At 71.5% G+C, this 21,512-nt stretch carries 17 protein-coding genes; 7 read left to right on the top strand and 10 right to left on the bottom strand.

The window, feature by feature from the left end:
* Positions 1-203: 203 nt before the first annotated feature.
* The 3 genes from AC4BEG_RS21355 to gntA all read left to right on the top strand — a co-directional run bounded on the left by AC4BEG_RS21355 (position 204) and on the right by gntA (position 6,126).
* Entirely contained in the window at positions 204-4,259 is a 4,056-nt protein-coding gene (locus AC4BEG_RS21355) for an amino acid adenylation domain-containing protein (RefSeq protein WP_490701348.1), read from the top strand.
* Positions 4,260-4,387: 128 nt separating this feature from the next.
* On the top strand, positions 4,388-5,155 hold the full coding sequence (locus tag AC4BEG_RS21350; protein ID WP_490701347.1) for a sulfite exporter TauE/SafE family protein: 768 nt from the start codon (positions 4,388-4,390) through the stop codon (positions 5,153-5,155).
* 278 nt (positions 5,156-5,433) lie between these two features.
* A complete protein-coding gene (gene gntA / locus AC4BEG_RS21345) occupies positions 5,434-6,126 on the top strand; it encodes a guanitoxin biosynthesis heme-dependent pre-guanitoxin N-hydroxylase GntA (protein WP_490701346.1) in 693 nt (230 codons plus the stop codon).
* A 68-nt stretch (positions 6,127-6,194) separates the two neighbouring features.
* Here gntA and AC4BEG_RS21340 read toward each other — a convergent pair whose 3' ends face one another.
* A complete protein-coding gene (locus AC4BEG_RS21340; protein ID WP_490701345.1) occupies positions 6,195-6,437 on the bottom strand; it encodes a DUF397 domain-containing protein in 243 nt (80 codons plus the stop codon).
* On the bottom strand, positions 6,434-7,336 hold the full coding sequence (locus AC4BEG_RS21335; protein WP_490701344.1) for a helix-turn-helix domain-containing protein: 903 nt from the start codon (positions 7,334-7,336) through the stop codon (positions 6,434-6,436). Before AC4BEG_RS21335 ends, AC4BEG_RS21340 begins: the two co-directional genes overlap by 4 nt.
* A gap of 20 nt (positions 7,337-7,356) precedes the next feature.
* On the opposite strand from AC4BEG_RS21335, the gene AC4BEG_RS21330 reads away from it, so the two are divergent.
* The gene (locus tag AC4BEG_RS21330) at positions 7,357-7,782 is read left to right on the top strand and encodes an ATP-binding protein (RefSeq protein ID WP_490701343.1); all 426 of its coding nucleotides are present in this window, start codon (positions 7,357-7,359) and stop codon (positions 7,780-7,782) included.
* Between the two features lie 75 nt (positions 7,783-7,857).
* Here AC4BEG_RS21330 and AC4BEG_RS21325 read toward each other — a convergent pair whose 3' ends face one another.
* On the bottom strand, positions 7,858-8,589 hold the full coding sequence (locus tag AC4BEG_RS21325; protein ID WP_490707152.1) for a helix-turn-helix domain-containing protein: 732 nt from the start codon (positions 8,587-8,589) through the stop codon (positions 7,858-7,860).
* A gap of 222 nt (positions 8,590-8,811) precedes the next feature.
* Between AC4BEG_RS21325 and AC4BEG_RS21320 the strand changes: the two genes are divergently transcribed.
* The 3 genes from AC4BEG_RS21320 to AC4BEG_RS21310 are packed head-to-tail and all read left to right on the top strand — an operon-like array spanning position 8,812 to position 11,284.
* Positions 8,812-9,477 (top strand): DUF4097 family beta strand repeat-containing protein, encoded by a 666-nt coding sequence (locus tag AC4BEG_RS21320; protein ID WP_490701342.1) that lies wholly within the window; start codon positions 8,812-8,814, stop codon positions 9,475-9,477.
* Positions 9,478-9,506: 29 nt separating this feature from the next.
* Positions 9,507-10,469 (top strand): ATP-binding cassette domain-containing protein, encoded by a 963-nt coding sequence (locus AC4BEG_RS21315; protein ID WP_490701341.1) that lies wholly within the window; start codon positions 9,507-9,509, stop codon positions 10,467-10,469.
* Positions 10,466-11,284, top strand: coding sequence for an ABC transporter permease (locus AC4BEG_RS21310; protein ID WP_490701340.1), 819 nt, complete (start codon positions 10,466-10,468; stop codon positions 11,282-11,284). Before AC4BEG_RS21315 ends, AC4BEG_RS21310 begins: the two co-directional genes overlap by 4 nt.
* A 36-nt stretch (positions 11,285-11,320) precedes the next feature.
* Here the strand turns inward: AC4BEG_RS21310 and AC4BEG_RS21305 are convergent, their stop codons facing one another.
* The 7 genes from AC4BEG_RS21305 to AC4BEG_RS21275 all read right to left on the bottom strand — a co-directional run bounded on the left by AC4BEG_RS21305 (position 11,321) and on the right by AC4BEG_RS21275 (position 21,506).
* Positions 11,321-12,118 (bottom strand): HEAT repeat domain-containing protein, encoded by a 798-nt coding sequence (locus tag AC4BEG_RS21305; protein WP_490701339.1) that lies wholly within the window; start codon positions 12,116-12,118, stop codon positions 11,321-11,323.
* A 17-nt stretch (positions 12,119-12,135) separates the two neighbouring features.
* Complete coding sequence (locus AC4BEG_RS21300) at positions 12,136-12,834, bottom strand: alpha/beta fold hydrolase (protein ID WP_490701338.1); 699 nt, start codon at positions 12,832-12,834, stop codon at positions 12,136-12,138.
* 82 nt (positions 12,835-12,916) lie between these two features.
* The gene (locus AC4BEG_RS21295; RefSeq protein WP_490701337.1) at positions 12,917-13,714 is read right to left on the bottom strand and encodes a polysaccharide deacetylase family protein; all 798 of its coding nucleotides are present in this window, start codon (positions 13,712-13,714) and stop codon (positions 12,917-12,919) included.
* Positions 13,715-13,897: 183 nt separating this feature from the next.
* Complete coding sequence (locus tag AC4BEG_RS21290) at positions 13,898-16,222, bottom strand: xanthine dehydrogenase family protein molybdopterin-binding subunit (protein WP_490701336.1); 2,325 nt, start codon at positions 16,220-16,222, stop codon at positions 13,898-13,900.
* A complete protein-coding gene (locus AC4BEG_RS21285) occupies positions 16,219-18,603 on the bottom strand; it encodes a (2Fe-2S)-binding protein (protein ID WP_490701335.1) in 2,385 nt (794 codons plus the stop codon). The genes AC4BEG_RS21290 and AC4BEG_RS21285 overlap by 4 nt, the downstream gene beginning before the upstream one ends.
* The gene (locus AC4BEG_RS21280) at positions 18,600-19,499 is read right to left on the bottom strand and encodes an FAD binding domain-containing protein (RefSeq protein WP_490701334.1); all 900 of its coding nucleotides are present in this window, start codon (positions 19,497-19,499) and stop codon (positions 18,600-18,602) included. Before AC4BEG_RS21280 ends, AC4BEG_RS21285 begins: the two co-directional genes overlap by 4 nt.
* Before the next feature lie 273 nt (positions 19,500-19,772).
* Positions 19,773-21,506 (bottom strand): beta-N-acetylhexosaminidase, encoded by a 1,734-nt coding sequence (locus AC4BEG_RS21275; protein ID WP_490701333.1) that lies wholly within the window; start codon positions 21,504-21,506, stop codon positions 19,773-19,775.
* Between the last annotated feature and the right edge of the window lie 6 nt (positions 21,507-21,512).

Raw genomic sequence — 21,512 nt, 5'->3', positions numbered from 1 at the left:
CCGTCTCACCACGTGCGAATACATTCGGGCGCACCGTTAAGATCAAGTCAACTCCCCTGGCCATCCCGCCTTGATGCCCCGTACCCGACATGTTCGTCTCATAGGGTCACAGTGGTGCCTGCGGTCGCACGGCGGACAACGCCCCGACTGCCAGGCACCTTTGTTTCGACTTTCGACGAATTCTGTTTTCACGTGGGGGAAATGTGCAGCCCGCCGTAACGGCCGCCCGTCTGCCGTTGTCGACCGGTCAGAGCGAGATCTGGTTCATCGAGCAGTTGGAGCCGCCGGAGAGTACGACGTTCCGGGTCGGCGAGTACCTGGAGATACAGGGCCCGATAGACCAGCACATATTCGAGAGGGCGCTGCGCCGGGCCGTCACCGAGGCCGAGCCCTACAACGTGCGCGTCGGTGAGGACGACGGACTGCCCTGGCAGGCGCTGGACCCGGTGACCGACTGGGAGCTGCCGACACCCGACGTCAGCGGGGAGCCCGACCCGCGTGCGGCGGCCGAGCGGTGGATGAAGCACGACCTGGCCACCCGGCTCCGGCTCGGCGACCACCCCGCGTTCTCCTTCGCCCTGCTGAAACTGGGGCCGGAATGCTTCCTGTGGTACCAGGGCACCCATCACATCGTCTCGGACGCGGGCTCCGCCGCGCTGCTCGCCCGCCGCACCGCCGAGATCTACACGGCCCTGGTGCGAGGCACCGAACCGGTCGCCGCGGAAACCGTCTTCGGCTCACTGCGGGCGATGCTCGATCAGGACGCGGAATACCGGGCGTCGGAGGATTTCGCCAAGGACCGCGCCTACTGGATGGACCACTTCGGGGATTCCCCGCGACCGGCCCGGCTTTCCGGCCGCCCCGGCAATGAACTGTCCACCGTGCTGCGGCAGACCGCCTACCTCAGTGAAGCGGAGGCGGTCGAACTACGCGCCGCCGCCCGCGCATACGCGACCCACTGGTCTGCGATGATCATCACGGCCACCGCGGTGTATCTGCACCGGATGACCGGCGAATCCGACATCATTCTGACGCTGCCGGTCTCCGCCCGCACCGATGCCACCGCACGTTCCATTCCTGGCATGTTCGCCAATGTGGTGCCGCTGCGCATCCGGGTGCGCTCCGATATGCGAATACGGGAGCTGGTGCGCCAGGTCTCCCGGGAAGTACGGCAGGCCCTGCGGCACCAGCGCTACCGCCGTATCGATCTGGCCCGGGACCTGCGGATGCCGGACGGCGGCAATGGATTCCTCGGCCCGCACGTCAACATCATGACCTACGACTACGACTTCGACTTCGCCGGTCACCGGGTCGTGGGCCACAACCTCTCCAACGGCACCGTCGAAGACCTCTCGATCATGGGCTACGACCGGTCCGACGGCACCGGTATCCGCATCGACCTCAACGCGAACTCCAACCTCTACACCGAGGACGATCTGATCGGCCACCGTGAGCGCTATCTGCGGCTGCTGCGCTCCCTCGCCGACCCTGACGCCGCCGCGGACAAGGAACGCACGGTCGGCGGTCTCGACCTCCTCTCCGCCGAGGAGATCCACCGGATGGTCGTCGAGCCGAACGCCACGGCCCGCCCGGTCTCCACCGCCACCCTCCCCGAGCTGATCGCCGCCCAGGCCGCCCGCGCCCCTGAAGCGCCGGCCGTGGTCTTCGAGGGCACCCGGCTGAGCTACGCGGAGCTGGACACCGCCGCCGACCGGCTGGCTCGCCAGCTCCGCGCCCACGGCGCCGGACCGGGCCGCACGGTCGCCGTCGGGCTGCCCCGCTCCCCCGACCTGGTGGTCGCCCTGCTGGCGGTGCTGAAGTCCGGGGCCGCCTATGTGCCGCTCGATCCGGACTATCCGGCGCAGCGGCTGGCGTATCTGCTCGACGACACCGCGCCCGCGCTCCTCGTCACCCGCTCCGACAGCGCCGCGGCACTGCCCCCGGCGGCCGGGGTGCCACGGCTGCTGCTGGACGCCCCCGAGGAGAGCGCCACGGACAGCGGCACGGACGAGGCCGCTCCCCCGGTGGCTCCCGCCCCCGAGGACCCCGCGTACATCATCCACACCTCCGGCTCCACCGGCCGCCCCAAGGGCGTGGTGGTCCCGCACCAGGCCGTCATCAACGCCCTGGAGTGGATGCGCGATCTGTACGGCCTCACCTCCGACGACCGGATGCTCCAGAAGACCCCGGCCGGATTCGACGCCTCCGTCTGCGAGTTCTTCCTGCCGCTGATCAGCGGTGCCACCGTGGTGCTCGCCAGGCCCGGCGACCACAAGGACCCGGCCCGTCTCGCGCGCACCGTCCGCGAGGAGGAAGTCACCACGCTCCAGTTCGTGCCGTCGATGCTCCGGGCGCTGCTGGCCGACCCCGACGCCGCCGCGTCCTGCGCGAGCTCCCTGCGCCGGGCGTCCAGCGGCGGTGAGGCGCTGCCGCGCGAGACGGCCGAGCTCTTCCACACGCTGCTGCCCGGGGTGCCGCTGCACAACCTCTACGGCCCCACCGAGACCACCATCCAGGTCGCCCACCATCTGGTCCGGCCCGGCGCGGACGGACCGGTGCCGATCGGCACCCCGGTCCACAACACCCGGCTCTACGTCCTCGACACCGCCCTCAAGCCGTGCCCGGCCGGGGCGACCGGTGAGCTCTACGCGGCCGGGGCACAGCTCGCCCTCGGCTATCTCAACCAACCCGAGCTGACCGACGAGCGGTTCGTCCCCGACCCCTTCGGCCCGCTGTTCGGCGACCCCGACGCCCGGATGTACCGCACCGGCGATCTGGCCCGCCGCCTCCCCGACGGCACCCTGGAGTACCTCGGCCGCGCCGACGGCCAGGTGCAGTTGCGCGGGTTCCGGATCGAGCTGGGCGAGGTCGAGGCCGCGCTGCGGACCCTGCCGGACGTCGCGGACGCCGCAGCCGCGCTGCACACGGACGCAGACGGCGAGCAGCGGCTGATCGCGTATCTGACGCCCGGCTCCGCTATGACGCCCGGCTCCGTGCACGGACCCGACCCCGCCGCCGCCCGCGAGGCCCTGGCCCGTACCCTGCCCGAGCATCTGGTGCCCGCCGCGTTCACCGTGCTGGACGCGCTCCCGGTGGACGCCAACGGCAAGCTGGACCGCACCGCCCTGCCCGCGCCGTCCTTCGAGGCGGGCGCGTCCGGCCGGGCGCCCCGCACCCCGGTCGAGGAGACGCTCTGCGCGCTCTTCGGCGCGACCCTCGGCGTCCCCGGCGTCACCATCGACGACGATTTCTTCCTGCTGGGCGGCCATTCGCTGCTCGCCTCGAAACTGGTCGCCCAGGCCCGCCCGGTGCTCGGCGACAAGCTGTCGATGCGCGATCTGTTCGAGGCGCCGACCGTAGCCCGGCTGGTGGAGCGGCTGGCGTCCGCGCCCACGGCCGGGGTCGACGGCACGCCCGAGCGCCCGCCGCTGGACATCCTGCTGCCGCTGCGCGGCGAGGGGCAGCGCCCGCCACTGTTCTGCGTCCACCCCGGCGGCGGCCTCGGCTGGTCGTACACCGGACTGCTCCGCCATCTCGCCCCCGACCAGCCGGTCTACGCCCTCCAGGCGCGCGGGCTGACCGAGCCGGACATCCTCCCGGCCAGTGTGGAGGAGATGGCGGACGACTATCTGCGGCAGCTCCGCCGGGTGCGGCCGAGCGGCCCGTACCACCTCTTCGGCTGGTCCTTCGGCGGTCTGATCGCCCACGCCATGGCGACCCGGCTGCGGAACGAGGGCGCGGAGGTCGGCGTCCTGGCCGTGGTGGACGCCTACCCCGACAACGCCCAGGCGCTCCCGAACACCCCGGAGCTGAGCAAGCGGCAGTGGCTCGGGGTGCTGCTGGACGACATCGGCGGCGGTGACATCTTCGCCCCCGGTTGGCTGGCCGCCCACCCCGAGGGGGCCGGGACCGCCGACGATCTGGTGGCGGACCTCAGCCGGGAGACCGGGCTGCCGGAACGGCTGCTGGCGGGCGAACACAGCTTCCCGCTGCTGGACATCCTGCTCAACGACCAGGAGCTGATGCGCAAGTTCACCCCCGACCGGTTCGACGGCGACATGCTGCTCTTCATCGCCGAGGACGAGATCCCGGGCTACCGGCGCGATCCGCTGCATGTCCCCGGCGCCTGGCGGGCGCATGTCGGCGGCAGCCTCCAGGTGCACGGCGTCCCGGACCACCACTACCGGATGATGCGGGAGGATTCGCTCGCCCGGATCGGCCCGGTGCTGGCAGCGGCGCTGGACCGCGCCCGGAGCTGAGGGCACGGCGGCTCGGGGCCGCTCCGTCGGGGGCGTCCCCGGGCCGTTGATCACTTCGCTGGTCACCGAACGGATCGTGATCTACCGTCGTGGCTCATGAGCATTCGTTGCACGAGGAAAGAGTCGGCGTGACCCCGTGGGAAATGGCCGCCGTGTTCGCGGCGGGCACCGGTGCGGGCGCCATCAACACCGTCGTCGGCTCCGGGACGCTGATCACCTTCCCCGTTCTGCTGGCCACCGGTCTGCCGCCGGTCACCGCCACCGTCTCCAACGCGCTGGGCCTGGTCCCCGGCTCCATCAGCGGCGCCATCGGCTACCGCAAGGAGCTCACCGGCCAGGCCCGGCGCATCCTCAAGCTCTGCTCGGCCGCCCTCATCGGCGGTCTCATCGGCGCCACCCTGCTGCTGGCTCTGCCCAGCACGGCCTTCGAGATGATCGTTCCGGTGCTGGTGGGCCTGGCGCTGATCCTGGTCATCCTCCAGCCGCGGATCAGCCGGGCCGTACGCGAGCGCCGTGAGCGGACGGGCGGCCCCGACCACCGGGACGGCGGCCCTCTGCTGTTCGCGGGCCTGACGCTGGCCAGCGTCTACGGCGGCTACTTCGCCGCCGCCCAAGGGATCATCTATGTGTCCCTGATGGGCATGCTGCTCGATGAGCCCCTGCAACGCGTCAACGCCGCCAAGAATGTCTATGTGGCCGTGGTCAACACGGTCGCCGCGATCTTCTTTTTCTTCGCCGCCCACTTCGACTGGACGGCCGTCGCCCTGATCGCGATCGGCTCCGCGCTGGGCGGCCAGATAGGAGCCGCGGTCGGCCGCCGGTTCAGCCCGGCCGTGCTGCGCGCACTCATCGTGACGGTGGGCACGGTGGCGATCGTGCAGCTGGTGGCACGGTGAGCGCGGGCCGCCCGGCGGGGCGATCCCGAACCGTCACCGAACGCGCTGATCTCGTCACGCTTTGCTGAACGACGCACATCACATCCGCACACAGGCATCTGTCCCGCAAACGGATTTCGCCGATGGGCCGTCGCCGGTCACAATTCAGCCAGGCGACCCATCTCGTTCTCCTGCTCGCGATACGCAGATACGCAGGTGCGGCAGGGTGGGCGCTTTCTGATGTGGAGAAGGAGATGAGCTCCCAGCGAGGAGGCACGTAGTTGGAAGGAAGGCTGGCCATGACGGTGGACGCACGTGACGAGGTGGAGCGGTTCATTCTGGGGGACCGGTTCGCCTGCCTGGCGGGACGGTCCGCTTGGCGCAAGGGTGGCATCACCCATCGTCACTACGACCTGATGGGATCCGAGGATTCGGCCCGGCTGATGGCACTCGATCTCGCGGATTTCGTGGACTCGGCGGACTGGAGCGCCAAGTCGTTCACGAGCTTCATCGCGACGTTCGAGCGGCCTCGCGGGGTGGACGAGCTCCGGTTCGAGGAGCTGCTGTGGGAACAGCTCCAGCTGCTCCATGAACAGGACGCCCAGTCCTATCGCTGGGCCGAGGGGTATTCGTCCGATCCGCAAGCTCAGGAGTTCGCCTACAGCGTCGCCGGTCATCCCTTCTTCGTCATCGGCCTCCACGAGACCCACCGCCGCTGGGGCCGCCGTCCTCCCTTCCCGATGCTGGCCTTCAACTCGCATGAGCAGTTCGACCGCATCAAGGGCGCCAACATGTGGGACCGGCTCGCGGAGAAGATCCGCAAGCAGGACATCCAGCTCCAGGGCGATATAAACCCCAACCTGCTCGAGTACGAGCAGCTCTCCGAGGCCCGCCGCTACTCCGGCCGCCCGAAGCCCGCGGACTGGCAGTGCCCGTTCGCTGCCCGCGAGGGCGAGCGCGAGCCCGCACTGACGGGTCCGACCTCGGCCTGAGCCTTCCCGCTCCACGCGTACGCAGATGCCCCGGCAGCCGCGCCTGGCTGCCGGGGCATCGCGTTGGCTCAGCGGTGTGAGGCGTAGCCGAGGAAGGCGGTCCAGGCGGCCGGGGTCACGGCGAGCCGAGGCCCCTCGGGGATCTTGGAGTCGCGGATGTGGATGGTGCCGCAAGGGTCGGCGGCGACCTCTACGCAGTCGGGGCCGTCGTTGCTGCTGTAGCTGCTCTTGATCCAAGCGACCTCAACGCACTGCGGACCTTCGTTGCTGCTGTAGCTGCTCTTGATCCACTCGTCGGGCTTGAGGGTCATGTCTCTCCCCGCAGTTTCTCGATGAAGGCCAGGGACTCACGCGGTGTGAGGGCCTGCGCCCGGATAATCCCATACTGGATCTCCAGGGTCTGCACCTCACGCGGATCGGAGATGAGCCGGTTGAAGCGCTGCACCTCCACGTGACCAACCGTCTCTCCTCGCTTGAGCTTCAGCAGCAGGAGTTGGCCACCCATACCAGCGTGGTCATCTCGCTCCGTCGGCATCACCTGGATCTCGACGTTCCGCAACTTCCCTAGTTCGAGCAGGTGTTCAAGTTGGTGTTGCTGAACCATTTTGCCCCCGATGGGGCGGCGCAGCGTCACCTCTTCCTGGACAAAGCTGAAGATGGGAGCGGGCTGCTGAACGAAGATCTCCTGACGAGCCATCCGAGCGGCAACCCGCTGGTCAATCTCCTCCTCCGTGAGGAGCGGCCGCCTCATGCGGTACAGCGCGTGGGCGTACTCCTCGGTCTGCAACAAGCCATCCATGTTGTGAGTGCCATACGCGCCCAACTCGACGGCCTCGGCCTCCAACTTCGCCAGATCGCGCACCTTCTTCGGATACCGCGCCTCCGCGACGTCCTTCTTCATCGCGGCGATCTTGCCGCTCGCCCCCAGGACCTCATCCGCCTTGTCCAGGAAGCCGGGGCTGGGGATCCGCCGCGCCCGTTCGACGGCCGAGACCTGTTCCTCTCCGTAACCGATCGCGGCCCCCAGTTCGGCCTGTTTCAGCCCGGCCGCCTCGCGCCAGAGCTTGATCTGACGGCCGACGGGCCCGTAGTACAGCCGCGCTCTCCTCGTCCTCCATACCGGCCCACTCCCAACGTCATCCGGACATGGCCGGGCAACGGACGGACGGTCACCGCCCGTATCCCCGTGGCTACTTTTCAGCCTAAGCACAGACGGCCACTCTGAGTGACGTGAGCCAACAAATCACTCGAACCGACACCTCCGTTTCGCACTTCACCGTGCTGCTCTCCGCCACCCGCAAGGGCGCCCGGCTCGGTCGGTTAATGGCCTCCGAACGGCTCGTCACCTGGGGACTGCCGGTCGAGAACGCCGCGCTGATCATCGCCGAACTGACCGCGAACGCCGCGCTCCACGGCCGCGTCCCGGGACGGAACGTTCGACTGACGCTCAAGTTCGCGGGTGACACCCTCCGTATCGAGGTACGCGACCCCTGCACGGACCGGCTGCCCGCCGTGCGCCGCAAACCGGAGGACGAGGAGGCACCGGGCGAGTCAGGGCACGGGCTGCTGCTCGTCGAGGAGTTGTCCGACCGCTGGGGCGTCATCCCGGGCCTGGTCGGCAAGACGGTCTGGGCCGAACTGACCATGCCCCAATAGGCGTGCTTCAGCCGTCGGACGGGACCAGGGTGTCGGCTTCACTGTCGAGCCTCCAACCCTGACGCAGGGTCAAGGTCAGCCTCGGGCCTTGGTCGTTTCGGGTTTCGTGTGGAGGACTTCGCGGGCCTGCTCCGCGGCGCGGGCGGTGCTCTCGTTGACGAAGTCGAGGTAGCGGGCGATGTTCTCAAGGCGGGCGGCGGCCGGGGTGCCGGGGCCGAGGACGCCGACGCCCTGCCGTGCGGTCTCGGCGACCTGGGCCATGGCACGGATGCTGGCCATCATGGACTGGTGCATGATCTCGTCGTCGATGACGTAGCGCTCGCGGCGGCGTTCGTCGCGTTCCCGACGGATGAAGACCTGGCTCTCGAGGAACGCGATCGCTTTGGAGATGGACGCCGGGCTGACCTGGAGGCGCTGGACGAGTTCGGACGCGGTGAGGCTGCCCGTATCGCTGGTGCAGAGGCAGACCATCACCCGGGACATCATCTTGGGCATGCCCGATTGCATGAAGACGGTGGTGAGCAACTCCTCGTACTCGCGCACAGCTTCGGCGTCGCGCCCGTGGGGCTGCGGGGGTGTGTTCGGGCCCCGGGGAGTGGCCTGCCTGCGACGGTGGGCGCGGTGCTCGGTGGCGCGGTGGGCGAGGTCGGCGCGGTAGGCGGTGGGGCCGCCGTTACGCATGACCTCGCGGGTGATGGTCGAGGTCGGCCGGTCAAGGCGTCTGGCGACCTCCGCGTAGGCGAGGCCGTCGGCCAGCCCCAGCGCGATCTGCTGGCGTTCCTGCTGGGTGAGCCTGCCTCCGGGCATCGCGGTCTCCTCCGTGGTTCGCGGTGTCTCCAGCATAGCGTTCACCCTCATTCTATTGCAACGAACAGAGTGCAGGTTGTTGCATTAGCCTTAAGACCATTGCAACGATTTCGTGTGATTGACCTGCATAAATGTCAGACCGACGCAACGGTCTCGTTGCCACATACTTGAACGCAACGTAGCGTTTCCAGGGTCAGAAACAACGGGCCGAAGGAGCGCACGATGCAGAAGTTCGACACCCCCGCCGCAGTCACCGCCGTCCTGGACATCCCCGCCGGACGCATCCAGCTCATCGCCGCCGAGCGCGCCGACACCACCGTCGAGGTCCTGCCCGCCAACCCGGCCAAGAGCCGCGACGTCCAGACCGCCAAGCAGACCACCGTCGCCTACGCCGACGGCGTCCTGCGAATCCACACCCCCGAGCCCAAGAACCAGCTCTTCGGTCCCTCCGGATCCGTGGAGGTCACCGTCCAACTGCCCGTCGGCTCCCGCATCGAGGCCAAGACCGCCAGCTCCGAGCTCCGCGGCGTCGGCCGCCTCGGCGACGTCGTATTCGACGGCGCCTACCGCCAGATCAAGATCGACGAGGCCGCGAGCGTCCGCCTCACCGCGACCGACGGCGACGTCGAAGTCGGCCGGCTCAACGGCCCCGCGGAGATCAGCACCGCAAGGGGCGACATCCGAATCGCCGAGGCCGTGCGCGGCGCGGTCGTGCTCCGCACCCAGTCCGGCGACATCTCGGTCGCCGCCGCCGTCGGCGTCTCGGCCGCCCTGGACGCCGGCACCGGCTACGGCCGCATCAGCAACTCCCTCAAGAACGACGGCACCGCCGAACTCGACATCCGCGCCACCACCTCCCACGGCGACATCACCGCCCGCAGCCTGTAGCCGCCCGCAGCTTTCGAAGGAGCCCCCTCATGACCGACGTGGCCATCGCGGCGAACGGGCTGCGCAAGTCCTACGGCGACAAGACCGTCCTCGACGGCGTCGACCTGGCCGTCCCGGAAGGAACGATCTTCTCCCTGCTCGGCCCGAACGGTGCGGGCAAGACCACCGCCGTCAAAATCCTCTCCACCCTCGTCTCCCCCGACCCCGCCAGTGGCCAGATCCGGGTCGGCGGCCACGACCTCGCCACCGACCCGCAGGCCGTGCGCGCCGCGATCGGCGTCACCGGACAGTTCTCCGCCGTGGACGGCCTGATCACCGGCGAGGAGAACATGCTGCTCATGGCGGACCTGCACCATCTCCCCCAGCGCGAGGGGCGGCGGGTCACCGCCGAGTTGCTGGAGCGCTTCGACCTCACCGAGGCCGCGAAGAAGCCCGCCTCCACCTACTCCGGTGGCATGAAGCGCCGCCTCGACATCGCCATGACCCTGGTCGGCAGCCCACGGATCATCTTCCTCGACGAGCCGACCACCGGCCTCGACCCGCGCTCCCGGCACACCATGTGGCAGATCATCCGCGAGCTCGTCACGGGCGGCGTCACCGTCTTCCTCACCACCCAGTACCTGGAGGAGGCCGACGAACTCGCCGACCATATCGCGGTGCTGAACGACGGCAGGATCGTGGCCGAGGGGACCGCCGACGAGCTGAAGCGGATGATCCCCGGCGGACACGTCCGGCTCGGCTTCACCGACCCGGCCGCATACCAGAGCGCCGCCTCCGCCCTGCGCGAGGCCGTCCGGGACGACGCGTCCCTCGCCCTGGAGATCCCGAGCGACGGCAGCCAGCGCGAACTGCGCTCCATCCTCGACTGGCTGGACTCAGTCGGCATCGAGGCCGACCAGCTGACCGTGCACACTCCCGACCTCGACGACGTCTTCTTCGCCCTGACCGGCGGTACCGGTATCCCCAACCAGCCCAAGGAGGCTGTCCGATGAGCGCCCCGCTGGCTCCCGCCCGCCCGACCCGGATCTCCCTCGCCGTACGCGACTCCGCCATCATGCTGCGCCGCAACCTCCTGCATGCCCGGCGCTATCCGTCCCTCACGCTGAACCTGCTGCTCACCCCGATCATGATGCTGCTGCTCTTCGTCTACATCTTCGGCGACACCATGAGCGCGGGCATCGGCAGCGGCGGCCCGGACCGCTCCGAGTACATCGCCTATATCGTGCCGGGCCTGCTGCTGATGACCATCGGCAGCACCACGATCGGCACCGCGGTCTCCGTCTCCAACGACATGAGCGAGGGCATCATCGCCCGCTTCCGCACGATGGCGATCCACCGCGGCTCCGTGATCGTCGGACACGTCATCGGCAGCGTGCTGCAATCCATCATCAGCGTGGTCATCGTCGGTGCCGTCGCCGTGGCCATCGGCTTCCGGTCCACCGATGCCACCGTCCTGGAGTGGCTCGCGGCGTTCGGACTGCTTGTGCTCTTCGCCACGGCGCTCACCTGGATCGCGGTCGGCATGGGCCTGGTCAGCCCGAACGCGGAGGCCGCCAGCAACAACGCCATGCCCCTGATCCTGCTGCCGCTCCTCTCCAGCGCCTTCGTACCCCTCCACTCGTTGCCGGGCTGGATCCAGCCGATCGCCGAATACCAGCCGTTCACGCCCGCCATCGAGACCCTGCGCGGCCTGCTGCTCGGCACCGGGATCGGCAACAACGGCTGGCTCGCCGTCGGCTGGTGCGTGGGCCTCGCGGTGCTCGGCTACGTCTGGTCGACCTCGAAGTTCAACCAGGACCCGAAGTAGCCGTCGGCGTAAGCCGCCCCGTTGCCGTAGCCGCTGCTACTCGCGCATCGCCTCCACCGCCTCGCGGACGTACGGATGCGGGTCGTCGGCGAGCCCGTCCAGCAGTTCGCTGACTCCGGGGGTGGTCCAGCGGCCGACCGCCCACACCAGGTCCTCCCGGACCGAAGGGTCGGGATGGGCGGCGAGGTGGGTCAGTTGGGCGAGCGGGCCCCGCCTGCGCATGCCGAACCAGTGCAGTACCTGCCGCAGCTCGACGGCGTCCCCGGGAGTACCGGCCGCGGTGACCCGGGCCAGCAGCACCCTGGGCGGTGGCGCCGGGCCGTCCAGTGGATGCGGCAGCCGTTCAAGCAGGCGCCGCTGGCCGTATCCGCCGCGCATCCGACATCCGAAGCAGGTGCAGGGGCGGACGCCGTGCGCGTCCGGCTGGTACCGCCAGCCGACCACTTGGGGCGCGGTGCGGATCCGGTGCACCTCGCGCGGCCGGATCGCCCGGGGGACGAACACCTCCCAGCCGCGCGGATCGTCCAGCGCCGCGATCCGCCGCACCGCCTCGGCGGCGGGCACGGTGGATTGGGCGTTCCGCGCCCGGTCCCCGTAGTGGCCGACCAGGACGGGCTGGGTGTCATCCAGCCGCACATGGACGGCCACCATTCCGCCCCGGCTCCCGAACCGGGCCAGTTCGCGCAGCCATTGGTGGGTGAGGGTGTACGACGGCAGCACCGGGAAGCAGTACACCCCGCGCGCACCGCCCTGTCCGTGAGCGGCCGCGCGGATCCCGGACCGCCGGATGCGCGGTGTGTTCGCCGCCGACGTCAGGTGCACGAACATCGCCATAGAAGGGCTCCCCCGGATCAGATCGTCGCCGCGTCGAGGAGGATACGGGACAGCTCGTGGGGCTGGGAGAACATGGGCCAGTGGCCGGTGTCCATCTCGACCAGCCGCCAGCGGTCGCTGGTGAGCAGACGGGCGGCGTTGGGGGCCGGTTCGGCGCCGTCCAGCAGGCACTTGATGTACGTGGCGGGGAGGCCGCCGAGGGGGCGGGCGAGAGCGGCGGGCTCGGTGAGGGTGGCGCCGGGGTGCGGGGTGGAGCCGGTGACGATGCGGGTGATCTGTTCGTCGGTGAGGCCCTGGCCCGCGTAGTCGGCGGCGGTGAGCGGGGCCCAGAACCCGTCGTGGGCGGCGCAGGACGCCTCGACGATCGACCGGCCGTCGGGCCAGCTCATCACGAACGACTCGCCGTCCACCGGCACGTTGGCGTCGACGAAGACCATACGGGCCAGCCGGTCCCCGATCCGCTCGGCGGCCTGGCCGACCGGGATGCCCGAGTAGCTGTGGCCGACGAGGACGACGTCTCGCAGCTCGCGGCGCTCGATCTCGTCGATGATGTCCCGGACATGGGTCTGCTGTCCGGCCGGGACGCCCCGCCTCTCGGCGAGGCCGGACAGCGTCAGCGGATGCGCGCCGTGCCCGGCGGCGCGCAGCTCCGGCACCACGTCGTCCCACGCCCATGCGCCGAGCCAGGCCCCTGCCACGAGTACGAATTCAGCCATGGCGGCAACGTAGCGCGTGGGTGTGACAACGGGGGTGATCCCGGGCCGGTGACCTCGGGCCGCGTGCCGCGGGAGCGACCGGTCAGCGCACCGGGAAGCCGAAGCTGTAGCCCTGCTGCTTCAGCCACGGCAGAATCTGGCGCAGCGCCTCGACCGTCTGGCCGCGGTCGCCGCCCGCGTCGTGGAAGAGCACCGTCGGGCCGTTGGAGATCTCGTTCTTGACGGTGTTGACCATGGCGGCGGCACCCGGCTGCTTGAAGTCCTTGGAGTCCACGTTCCAGCCCAGCGGGCGCATGCCCTGCGAAGCGGCGAGCTGACGGCTGTACGGGGTGAACGCACCGCCCGGGGCACGGTAGTAGAGCGGCTTGACGCCCCCGGACGCCTTGATGATCATTCGCCGGGCGTCGAGGACCTCCTTGGACTGGTAGGCACGGGACTTGGTGGCCATCGTCGTGTCGTGCGACACGGAGTGGTCACACAGCCGATGTCCGTCCGCGACCACCGCCTTGACCAGGTCCGGGTGGGCCTGGGCCTGCGGACCGACCATGCAGAAGGTGGCCTTGACGCCGTTGGACTTGAGCACCTGGAGGACCTTGGGGGTCCAGTTCGGGTCCGGACCGTCGTCGATGGTGATGTTGACGCCCTTGGCGCCCTTGTCGGAGGCGTGCGCGATGTCCATGTTGACCGTGGGGTCGGGCAGTTTGGGGTCCGGCTTGGAGGTCTGACCCACGATCGGCTTCGGCTTCGGGGACGCACCCGGCTCCGCGTCGGTGGATCCGGCCTGGGCGGTCCACACCGCGGCCATGGCGGTCACTCCCGCCACACCGATGGCCGCCACCAGCATCCGGCCGTTCGTCCCGAGTATCCGGTGCCGTCCCATTGCCCGCCTCGCTCCCATTGTCTTCTGTGCCGCTATCGCACCCAGGTAGACGGAAACGAGGGGAGAAGGGATCCCTTTGTTACGCATCTCGCACATTCCCGTGCCGGGGATGGAGACTTGGCGATCGGAAACGTTCGCGCCCGCGACCCTGCCGGGTCGCGGGCGTCGCGGAGTCCCGGGCTGTCAGCCCGGGTTGACCACCGCGGACTGCGGCCGGATCGGGAGGCGGTTGACCGGGCGGCCGGTGGCGGCGCGGACGGCGGCGGCCACGGCGGCCGGGGAGGTGACGATGGGGATCGCACTGGCGGGCTTGGCGCCGAAGGGGGCCACCACATCGCGTTCCTCGACCAGTTTGACGATGCGGATGTCGGGAGCGTCCAGGGCGGTCGGCAGGGCGTAGCCGGTGAGGTCCGGGTGGCGGACGACACCGCGGGAGGTGCGGAGGTTCTCGGTGAGGGCCGTGCCGAGGCCGAAGGTGATGCCGGACTCGATCCGGGCGCGCAGCTGGCGGGGGTTGAGCACCCGGCCGACGTCCTGGGCGACCGTCATGTCGACGACGCGGACGGCGCCGATCTCGATGTCCACGTCCACGACGCAGCGCACCGCGCAGAAGGCGAGGCCGACGAAGGCGTCGCCCTGGCCGGTCTCGTCGAGGGGTTCGGTGGGGTGGGGGCGGCACTGGGCGGTGGCCCAGAGCTCCTTGCCCTCCAGGGCCTCTTCGACGGTGGTGCTGAGCACGCCGTCGTAGGAGGTGATCTTGCCGTCGGCGATGGTCAGCAGCTCGGTGGACATACCGAACGTGTGGGCCAGCGGCTGGAGCAGCTGGGTGCGGACCATCTTGGCGGCGCGCTCGACGGCTCCGCCGGAGACCCAGGTATGGCGGCCGCGCGAGGCGGGACCCGCGGAGGGCTGGTCGGTGTCGACGGGGGCGACGTGGACCTCTTCGATACCGAGGACGTCCTGCACGATCTGGCGGGCCAGGGTGGTGAAGCCCTGACCGGTCTCGACGGCCGCGCAGATGACGGTGGCGACGGATCCGGTGACCTTGACGGTGGCGGTGGACACCTCGTCGGTGCCCTCGGCGCCGAGCATATGGACCATGCCGAGCGCGTAGCCGACACCGCGGCGCACCGCGGCCGGGTCGCCCGCACCCTCGGGGCCACCGGGCAGCAGCCACTCCTCCTCGGGGTCGTCCTTGGGGAGCGGCGGCAGCGGGGCGTCCCGTACGGCTTGCAGCAGTTCGGCGACCGGGGCCGGGCAGGTGACGGTCTGTCCGGTGGGCAGCAGATCGCCGGTGGCCAGGGCGTTGCGCAGCCGGATCTCGGCGGGGTCGATACCGAGTTTGGCGGCCAGCTTGTCCATCTGGCCCTCGTACGCGGCGCACACCTGCATGGCGCCCTCGCCGCGGACATGGCCGGAGGGCGGGTTGTTGGTACGCACGGCCCAGCCCTCGATGAAGGCGTGCGGGACGACGTAGGGGCCGCAGGCGAAGGAGACGGCGGCGGCGAGCGAGTCGGCGGAGGAGTCCGCGTACGCGCCCGCGTCCAGCAGCAGCTGAGCCTCGATCTTCACCAGCTTGCCCTGGGCGTCCGCGTGGTGGCGGTAGCGCAGCAGGGTGGGGTGGCGGTGCGGGTGGCCGAGGAAGGACTCCTCGCGGGTGGCGGCCAGTTTGACGGGGTGACCGGTGCGCAGCGCGAGCAGCCCGAGCGGGAGCTGCATCCCGGGGTCCTCGCGCTCGCCCATCGCGCCGGGCACACCGGTGACGACGACCTTGACGCGCTCGGGCTCCAGGCCGAAGCAGGCGGCGGCGAGGTCGCGGTCGGCGTGCGGGTCGGTGGAGGCGGTGTAGATCTCCACCCCGCCGTCGGGGCGCGGTACGGCGAGGCCCGCCTCGGCGCCGATGGGGGCAGGGTCCTGGCGGCCGATGCGGTACAGGCCCTCGACGATGACCTCGCCGACGACCTCGGGGTCGCCGAAGCTCAGCGGGATGTGGCGGACGAGATTGCCGTCGGGGTGCAGCGGTTCGGCGGCGAACGCCTGCTCGGGGTCGGTGACCGGATCCAGCACCTCGTACTCGACGGCGATGGCGGCCGCGGCGAGCCGGGCGGTGTCGGGGTGGTCGGCGGCGACGGCGGCGATCGGCTCGCCGTGGTGGCGGACCACGTCCTTGGCGAAGACGGGGCGGTCGGCGATCCGGCGGCCGTGGGCGGCGTCACCGGGCACGTCGTCATGGGTGACCACCGCGTGCACACCGGGCATCCGGGCGGCCTGGGCGGTGTCGACGGAGACGATGCGGGCGTGCGGATGCGGGGAACGCAGCACGGCGGCCCACAGCAGCCCCTCGGCCCACAGGTCGGCCGCGTACGGGAAGGTGCCCGAGGTCTTGGCCACCGCGTCGGCGGCGGGCAAGGAGATGCCCAGGCCCATGGTGGGCGGCGGAGGCGAGACGGGGGTACCGGTGGCGGGGGTGGCGGTGACGGCTCCGGCGCCGTCCGCGATTCCGGTCATGATGCCCTTTCGCTCCCCGTTCCGTTCGCACTCCCGTTGCCGCTGAACCCGTGCGCGCCGGCCGGGCCCGCCTGGTGCGGAATGCGGGCTCCGTCCTGATGGGCGGCAGCCCCGTCCTCGGCGCCCTCGGCGGCGGCCGCGGTCTCCTCGGCCGCCGCGCGGGCGGCGACGACCTCGCGGACGGCGTCGACGACCGGGCGGTAGCCGGAGCAGCGGCAGAGGTTGCCGCAGATGGCCTGGCGGGTCTCCTGCTCGGTGGGGGCGTGGTTGCCCTCCAGCAGGTCGTGCACGGTCATCGCGAGGCCGGGTACGCAGAACCCGCACTGCACCGCGCCGCAGTCGGCCAGGGCGCGCTGTACATCGGAGGGCCGGCCGTCCACGGACAGGCCCTCGACGGTGCGGACCTCGGAGCCCGCGGCGGTGGCGGCGGGCACCAGGCAGGAGGCGACCAGGCGGCCGTCGACCTGGACCGAGCAGGCGCCGCACTCGCCCTGCGAGCAGCCGTCCTTGGCCCCGGCGAGACCGAGCCGCTCGCGCAGCACGTAGAGCAGTGACTCACCGATCCAGGAGTCGGTGACGGGGCGGTCCGCGCCGTTGACGTGCAGCACGTACGAGGCCGCCGGATGCTCGATGTGGTCCGGATCCGCGTCGGCCTCGGTCGCCTCGGCCACCTCCGCCGCCTCGGCCGCGTCCGCCGCCGGGGTGTCCTGTTCCGCGGCCTCGGCCGCGGGGCCGGACGGGGCGTCGGCCGGGCCCTCGGCGGGCGCGGCCGTCTCAAGCGCCTCGGGCTCTGGAGCCTGCGGAGCCTCGGGGGACTCTGGAGCCTCGGTGAACTCGTCCTCGACCGTGGTCTGTTCACGACCGTCGGCTTCGGGGTCGTGGTGCTGCGGGGTGTCGTCACCGGCGGGCGTGCCGGGGCCGTCCTCGGGGGCCGGGTGCGGGGTGTGGCCCGAGACCTCCCGGACAGGGCCTAGGGCGTCCCGCCCATGGCTGTCCCCGGCGTGGGTGTCCCCGGTGAACTCGGCCTGTCGGCCGGGATGTTGGGGAAGGCCGGGTGCCAGGCTGCCGTGCGGCGGCGTCCGGCGGCCCCCGTGCTGGGGCTCCATCGGGTACTCGCCGGAGTCACCGGGCGCCGCGGGCCCTCCCGGGACGGGGCTGCCGTGGGGCGGTGTACGCAGCCCGGTGTGCGCGCCCTCGGCCGGGAACTCGCCCGAGTCCCCGGCGGAGCCGTGCCAGGTCCGGTCGGCGCCCGGGGCGGTCCCCGGGTGCGTCCCCGGGTGCACGCCGGGGGCTCCCGGCGCCGCGCGGTCGCCGGGTCCGGGCATCCGCAGCGGACGGCGGGCGGGGGCCGGACGCGGCGCGGCCGCGGTACGGCCCTCGCCCACGTACTCGCCGGACTCCTCCGAGCCCTCGACGGTGGTCGGGATCGACCACTGGCCGGTCTGCCCCGGCTGCTGATGCCCCTGCTGGTGGCCCTGCTGATGGCCCTGCCGCTGTGCCTGCTGATGGTCCGGCCGCGGCTGTTCGGGCGCGGCGTCGGCGAACGGCATCCGCCACTCGGCGGTCGTCTGCTGGTCCCGGAGGCCGCCCTGGGCGCCGCCGCCGAACGGCGGGGCGGCGGGGCCGGGGTGGTCGTCGACCCGGTACTCGCCGGTCTCGTCCACCTCGTCGCCCGCGACCGGGATCGTCCACTGGCTGGTGTGCACCGGCGCGCCGGTGCCGTCGTCGGAGGAGGCGGGCACCGGCCAGTCGTCCACCGGCTCGGCACCCCGCACCGGCTCGGCACCCCGCACCGGCTCGGCACTCCGCACCGGCCAGTCGTCCACCGGTTCGGCAGCCTGCACCGGCCAGTCGTCCACCGGCTCCGCGCCGCGCACCGGCCAGTGACCGGTCTGCGGGGCCTGCGGGTCCTGGGCGGGCGTGGGCCACTGGTTCGCGTGCTGCGCGCCGTACGGATCGGGGTGGCCCCCGTAGCCGTAGCCGGAGCCGTCGGTGTCGGCACGGACGTCCGCGGGCACAGTCCACTGCCCGGTCGCACCGGGGTCATGAGCGCCCGGGGCGTGCGCCGCCGGGTCGTGGGCGGGCCGGCCCTGGCCCGGCTGACCGTGCGCGGGCTGCCACTGGCCGCCCTGCGACGGCGTGCCGTGACCGCCCTGACCACCGTGGCCGCCCTGTCCGCCGGTCATCGGCGGCGGGGTGTAGCCCCTGCCGGGTGCGGCGAGCGGATCCCAGCTGCCGGAGGGGTCGGCCGGGTCCGGAAAGGCGAAGTCGGGCGGCAGCTGCACAAAGGCCGTCGAGTCGGCGTCCCAGTCGGAGCCGTGCGGCATCGGCTGCCAACCGCTCCCCGGTTCCGGTTGGTGCGGCTGCTGTTCGTCACTCACGCGAGTGCCCTCCCCAGTGCTCGGCGGGCCAGGGCTGCCACCGTACGCCTCAGGTGGAGCGCGGCGGGCGGCAGGGTGGCCGGCTCGCCGCCGTCCTCCGGCGGTGCCGGGTCGGGGATGCACGCGGCGGCGACGTACTCGCCGAAGGCCGTGCTGACCTGCGGGTCGAGAGAGCCGCGTGCGCCGTCCCAGTCGATCAGCGAGGCGACCCAGCGCTCGGCCTCCAGCGGGCGCAGCGGCATCGGCGCGACCGCCCCGACCGCGCAGCGCACTCCGCGCCGGGCCGGGTCGAGCACGACCGCGACCGAGGCGGTGGCCCGGCCGGGGCCGGTGCGGCCGGTGGCCTTGAGGAAGGTCTGCGGGGCGTGCAGCAGCGGAACCCGGACGAATCCGACGAGTTCACCGGGGCCCAGCATGTCGACTCCGGCCAGCAGATGGCTGACCGGGATCTCCCGGCGGGAGCCCTCCGGCCCGGCGATGATGACGGTGGCCTCCAGGGCGGCCAGCACCGGCAGCGCGTCGCCGGTGGGGGCGGCGCTGACGATGTTGCCTCCGAGGGTGCCCGCGTTGCGGATCTGCGGTGGTCCGGCGGCCCGCGCGGCCGCGGCCAGCGCCGGGATCAGCGCGGCGAAGTCGGGGCGGCCCATACGGGCGTGAGTGAGCCCGGCGCCGAGCAGGGCGTGTCCGTCCAGATAGCGCCAGCCGCGGATCTCGCTGATCCGGCCGAGGCCGACGAGCGCGGCGGGCCGCAGCAGGCCGGAGTTGACCGCGGCCATCAGATCGGTACCGCCCGCGACGGGCACGGCGGCAGGCATGGCGGTCAGCGCCGCCACGGCCTCATCGAGCGAGCCCGGCAACGTCACCGTGTGCGCCGCCTGCGGTGCGTGCGTGGTCAACCCAGCTGCCCCTTCCCCGGTGTCCCGGCTGTTGCGCCGTACGGTACGTGCTGACAGCCCGGACGTGGCAACTCTGGCACATCTTCGGAGCCCGCCGTCACGGGGGTCCGAGATCCATGGATCCGTCCCTGACCTGGGGGATGGTACGGGTTTATGGCGACGTCTCCGGCCAGTGTGGATTGCCACGTTTCAGGGACCCTTGTACGACTTGGGCTTGCGCGGGGTCCCACGGTGGCAGGGGCGGGGCGCCGGGGTACACCGCTTGCGGGCGGCTCACACGATCGGGGGCGATCCGTCGAGCGGACGTCCGAGGATGCCGGGGCGCCGCTGCCAGGGGCGCGGACCGGCAGGCGGCCGGTAGCTCACGCCCAGCGCGTCCAGGCGCGCGTAATGCGCCTCCATGCGCCCCTGGAACTCCGCGAAGTCCCGCTCGGGCGGCGGCGGAAGGGTGGACCAGACGACCTCGGCGAAGGCGGCGAGCCGGGGAAAGGTCTGGTAGTCGACGCGGCGGCGGTCCTCCATCACCTCGGTCCAGACATTGGCCTGGGCGCCCAGCACCCGGTCCGCTTCGGCCTCTTCGAGCTGCGGGGGAACTGGATCGAAGCGGTAGACGTCTTCCAGGGTGCGGACATAGCCGATGGGCACCGGCTCGTCGTCGCCCGCCGCTTGCCGGTGGTCGAAGTAGACCTGTTGTTCGGGGCACATGACCACGTCATGACCGGCGCGGGCCGCGGCGATCCCGCCCGCGTAGCCGCGCCAGGAGGCCACCGCGGCCCCGGGCGCGAGGCCGCTGCCGCGCTCGGTGCCGTCCGCCGCGCCGCCCCCCTCGAGGATCTCGTCCCAGCCGATCAGCCGGCGGCCGCGCTCCCGGAGCCAGAGCCCGAAGTGCCGGATGAACCAGCTCTGGAGCTCGTCCTCGTCCGCCAGACCGAGGTCGCGGATGCGCGCCTGGGCGGCCGGGGACGCCTTCCACTGGTCCTTGGGGCACTCGTCGCCGCCGAGGTGGACGAAGGTGCCGGGGAACAGTTCGAGCACCTCCTCCAGCACATTCTCGTAGAAGCGGAGCGTGTTGTCGGTGGGGGAGAGTACGTTCGGATTGGTACGCCAGGTGGTGAGCACGCCGAGCGAGGAGGTGTCGACGACATCGGAGTTGCCCAGTTCCGGATAGGCGGCGATGGCGGCGCCCGAGTGCCCGGGGATGTCGATCTCGGGTACGACGGTGATGTGCCGCTCGGCGGCGTAGGCCACGATCTCGCGGATGTCGTCCTGGGTGTAGTGACCGCCGTGCGGGCGCGGATCCCACAGCGGTGAGGCGCGATGGCCCAGTTTGGTGCGCGGACGCCAGCCGCCGACCTCGGTGAGCCTGGGGTAGCGGCGGATCTCCAGCCGCCAGCCCTGGTCGTCGGTGAGATGCAGATGGAGCACATTGAGCTTGTGCGCGGCGAGCAGGTCGATATAGGCGAGCACACCGTCCTTGGGCATGAAGTGCCGCGCCACGTCGAGCATCAGACCGCGCCAGCCGAAGCGGGGTGCGTCCTCGAAGCCGAGGGCGGGCAGCCGCCACTGGCGCCGGGCGGGGTCGACCGGGGCCCGGCGGAAGGTGTCCGGGCCGAGGAGCTGACGGAAGGTCTGGGCGCCCCAGAAGACACCGGTCTCGCTGCCGCCCTCCACGACGGCTCCCCGGTCGTCGACCACGACCCGATGGCCCTCGGGGCCGAGCGTGCGCTCCAGTTCGGGGTCCAGGCGCAGCAGGACGCGCCCGCCGTCGCTGTCGGGGGTGCGCGGTTCCAGGGGCAGCCCGGTGGCCGCCCCGACGGTGGCGCGCAGCCAGCGGGCCACACGTTCGGTGCCGGGGCGGGCCTCGATCCGGGTGTGCTCGTCGAGCACCGGCCCCTCACCGCCGGACGAGGTGACCCAGGTCTTCAGCGGGGCCGGGATCAGCGCGTGGGCCGGGCCGGGAGCGGGGCCGGGATCGGGGCGGGGAGCGCAATCGACGGGTCCGGGCATGGGGTT

The organism is Streptomyces sp. JLBJ103 (assembly GCF_058215575.1).
The sequence above is the reverse complement of the archived record's forward strand: the minus strand, read 5'-3'. Positions and strand labels throughout refer to the sequence as shown.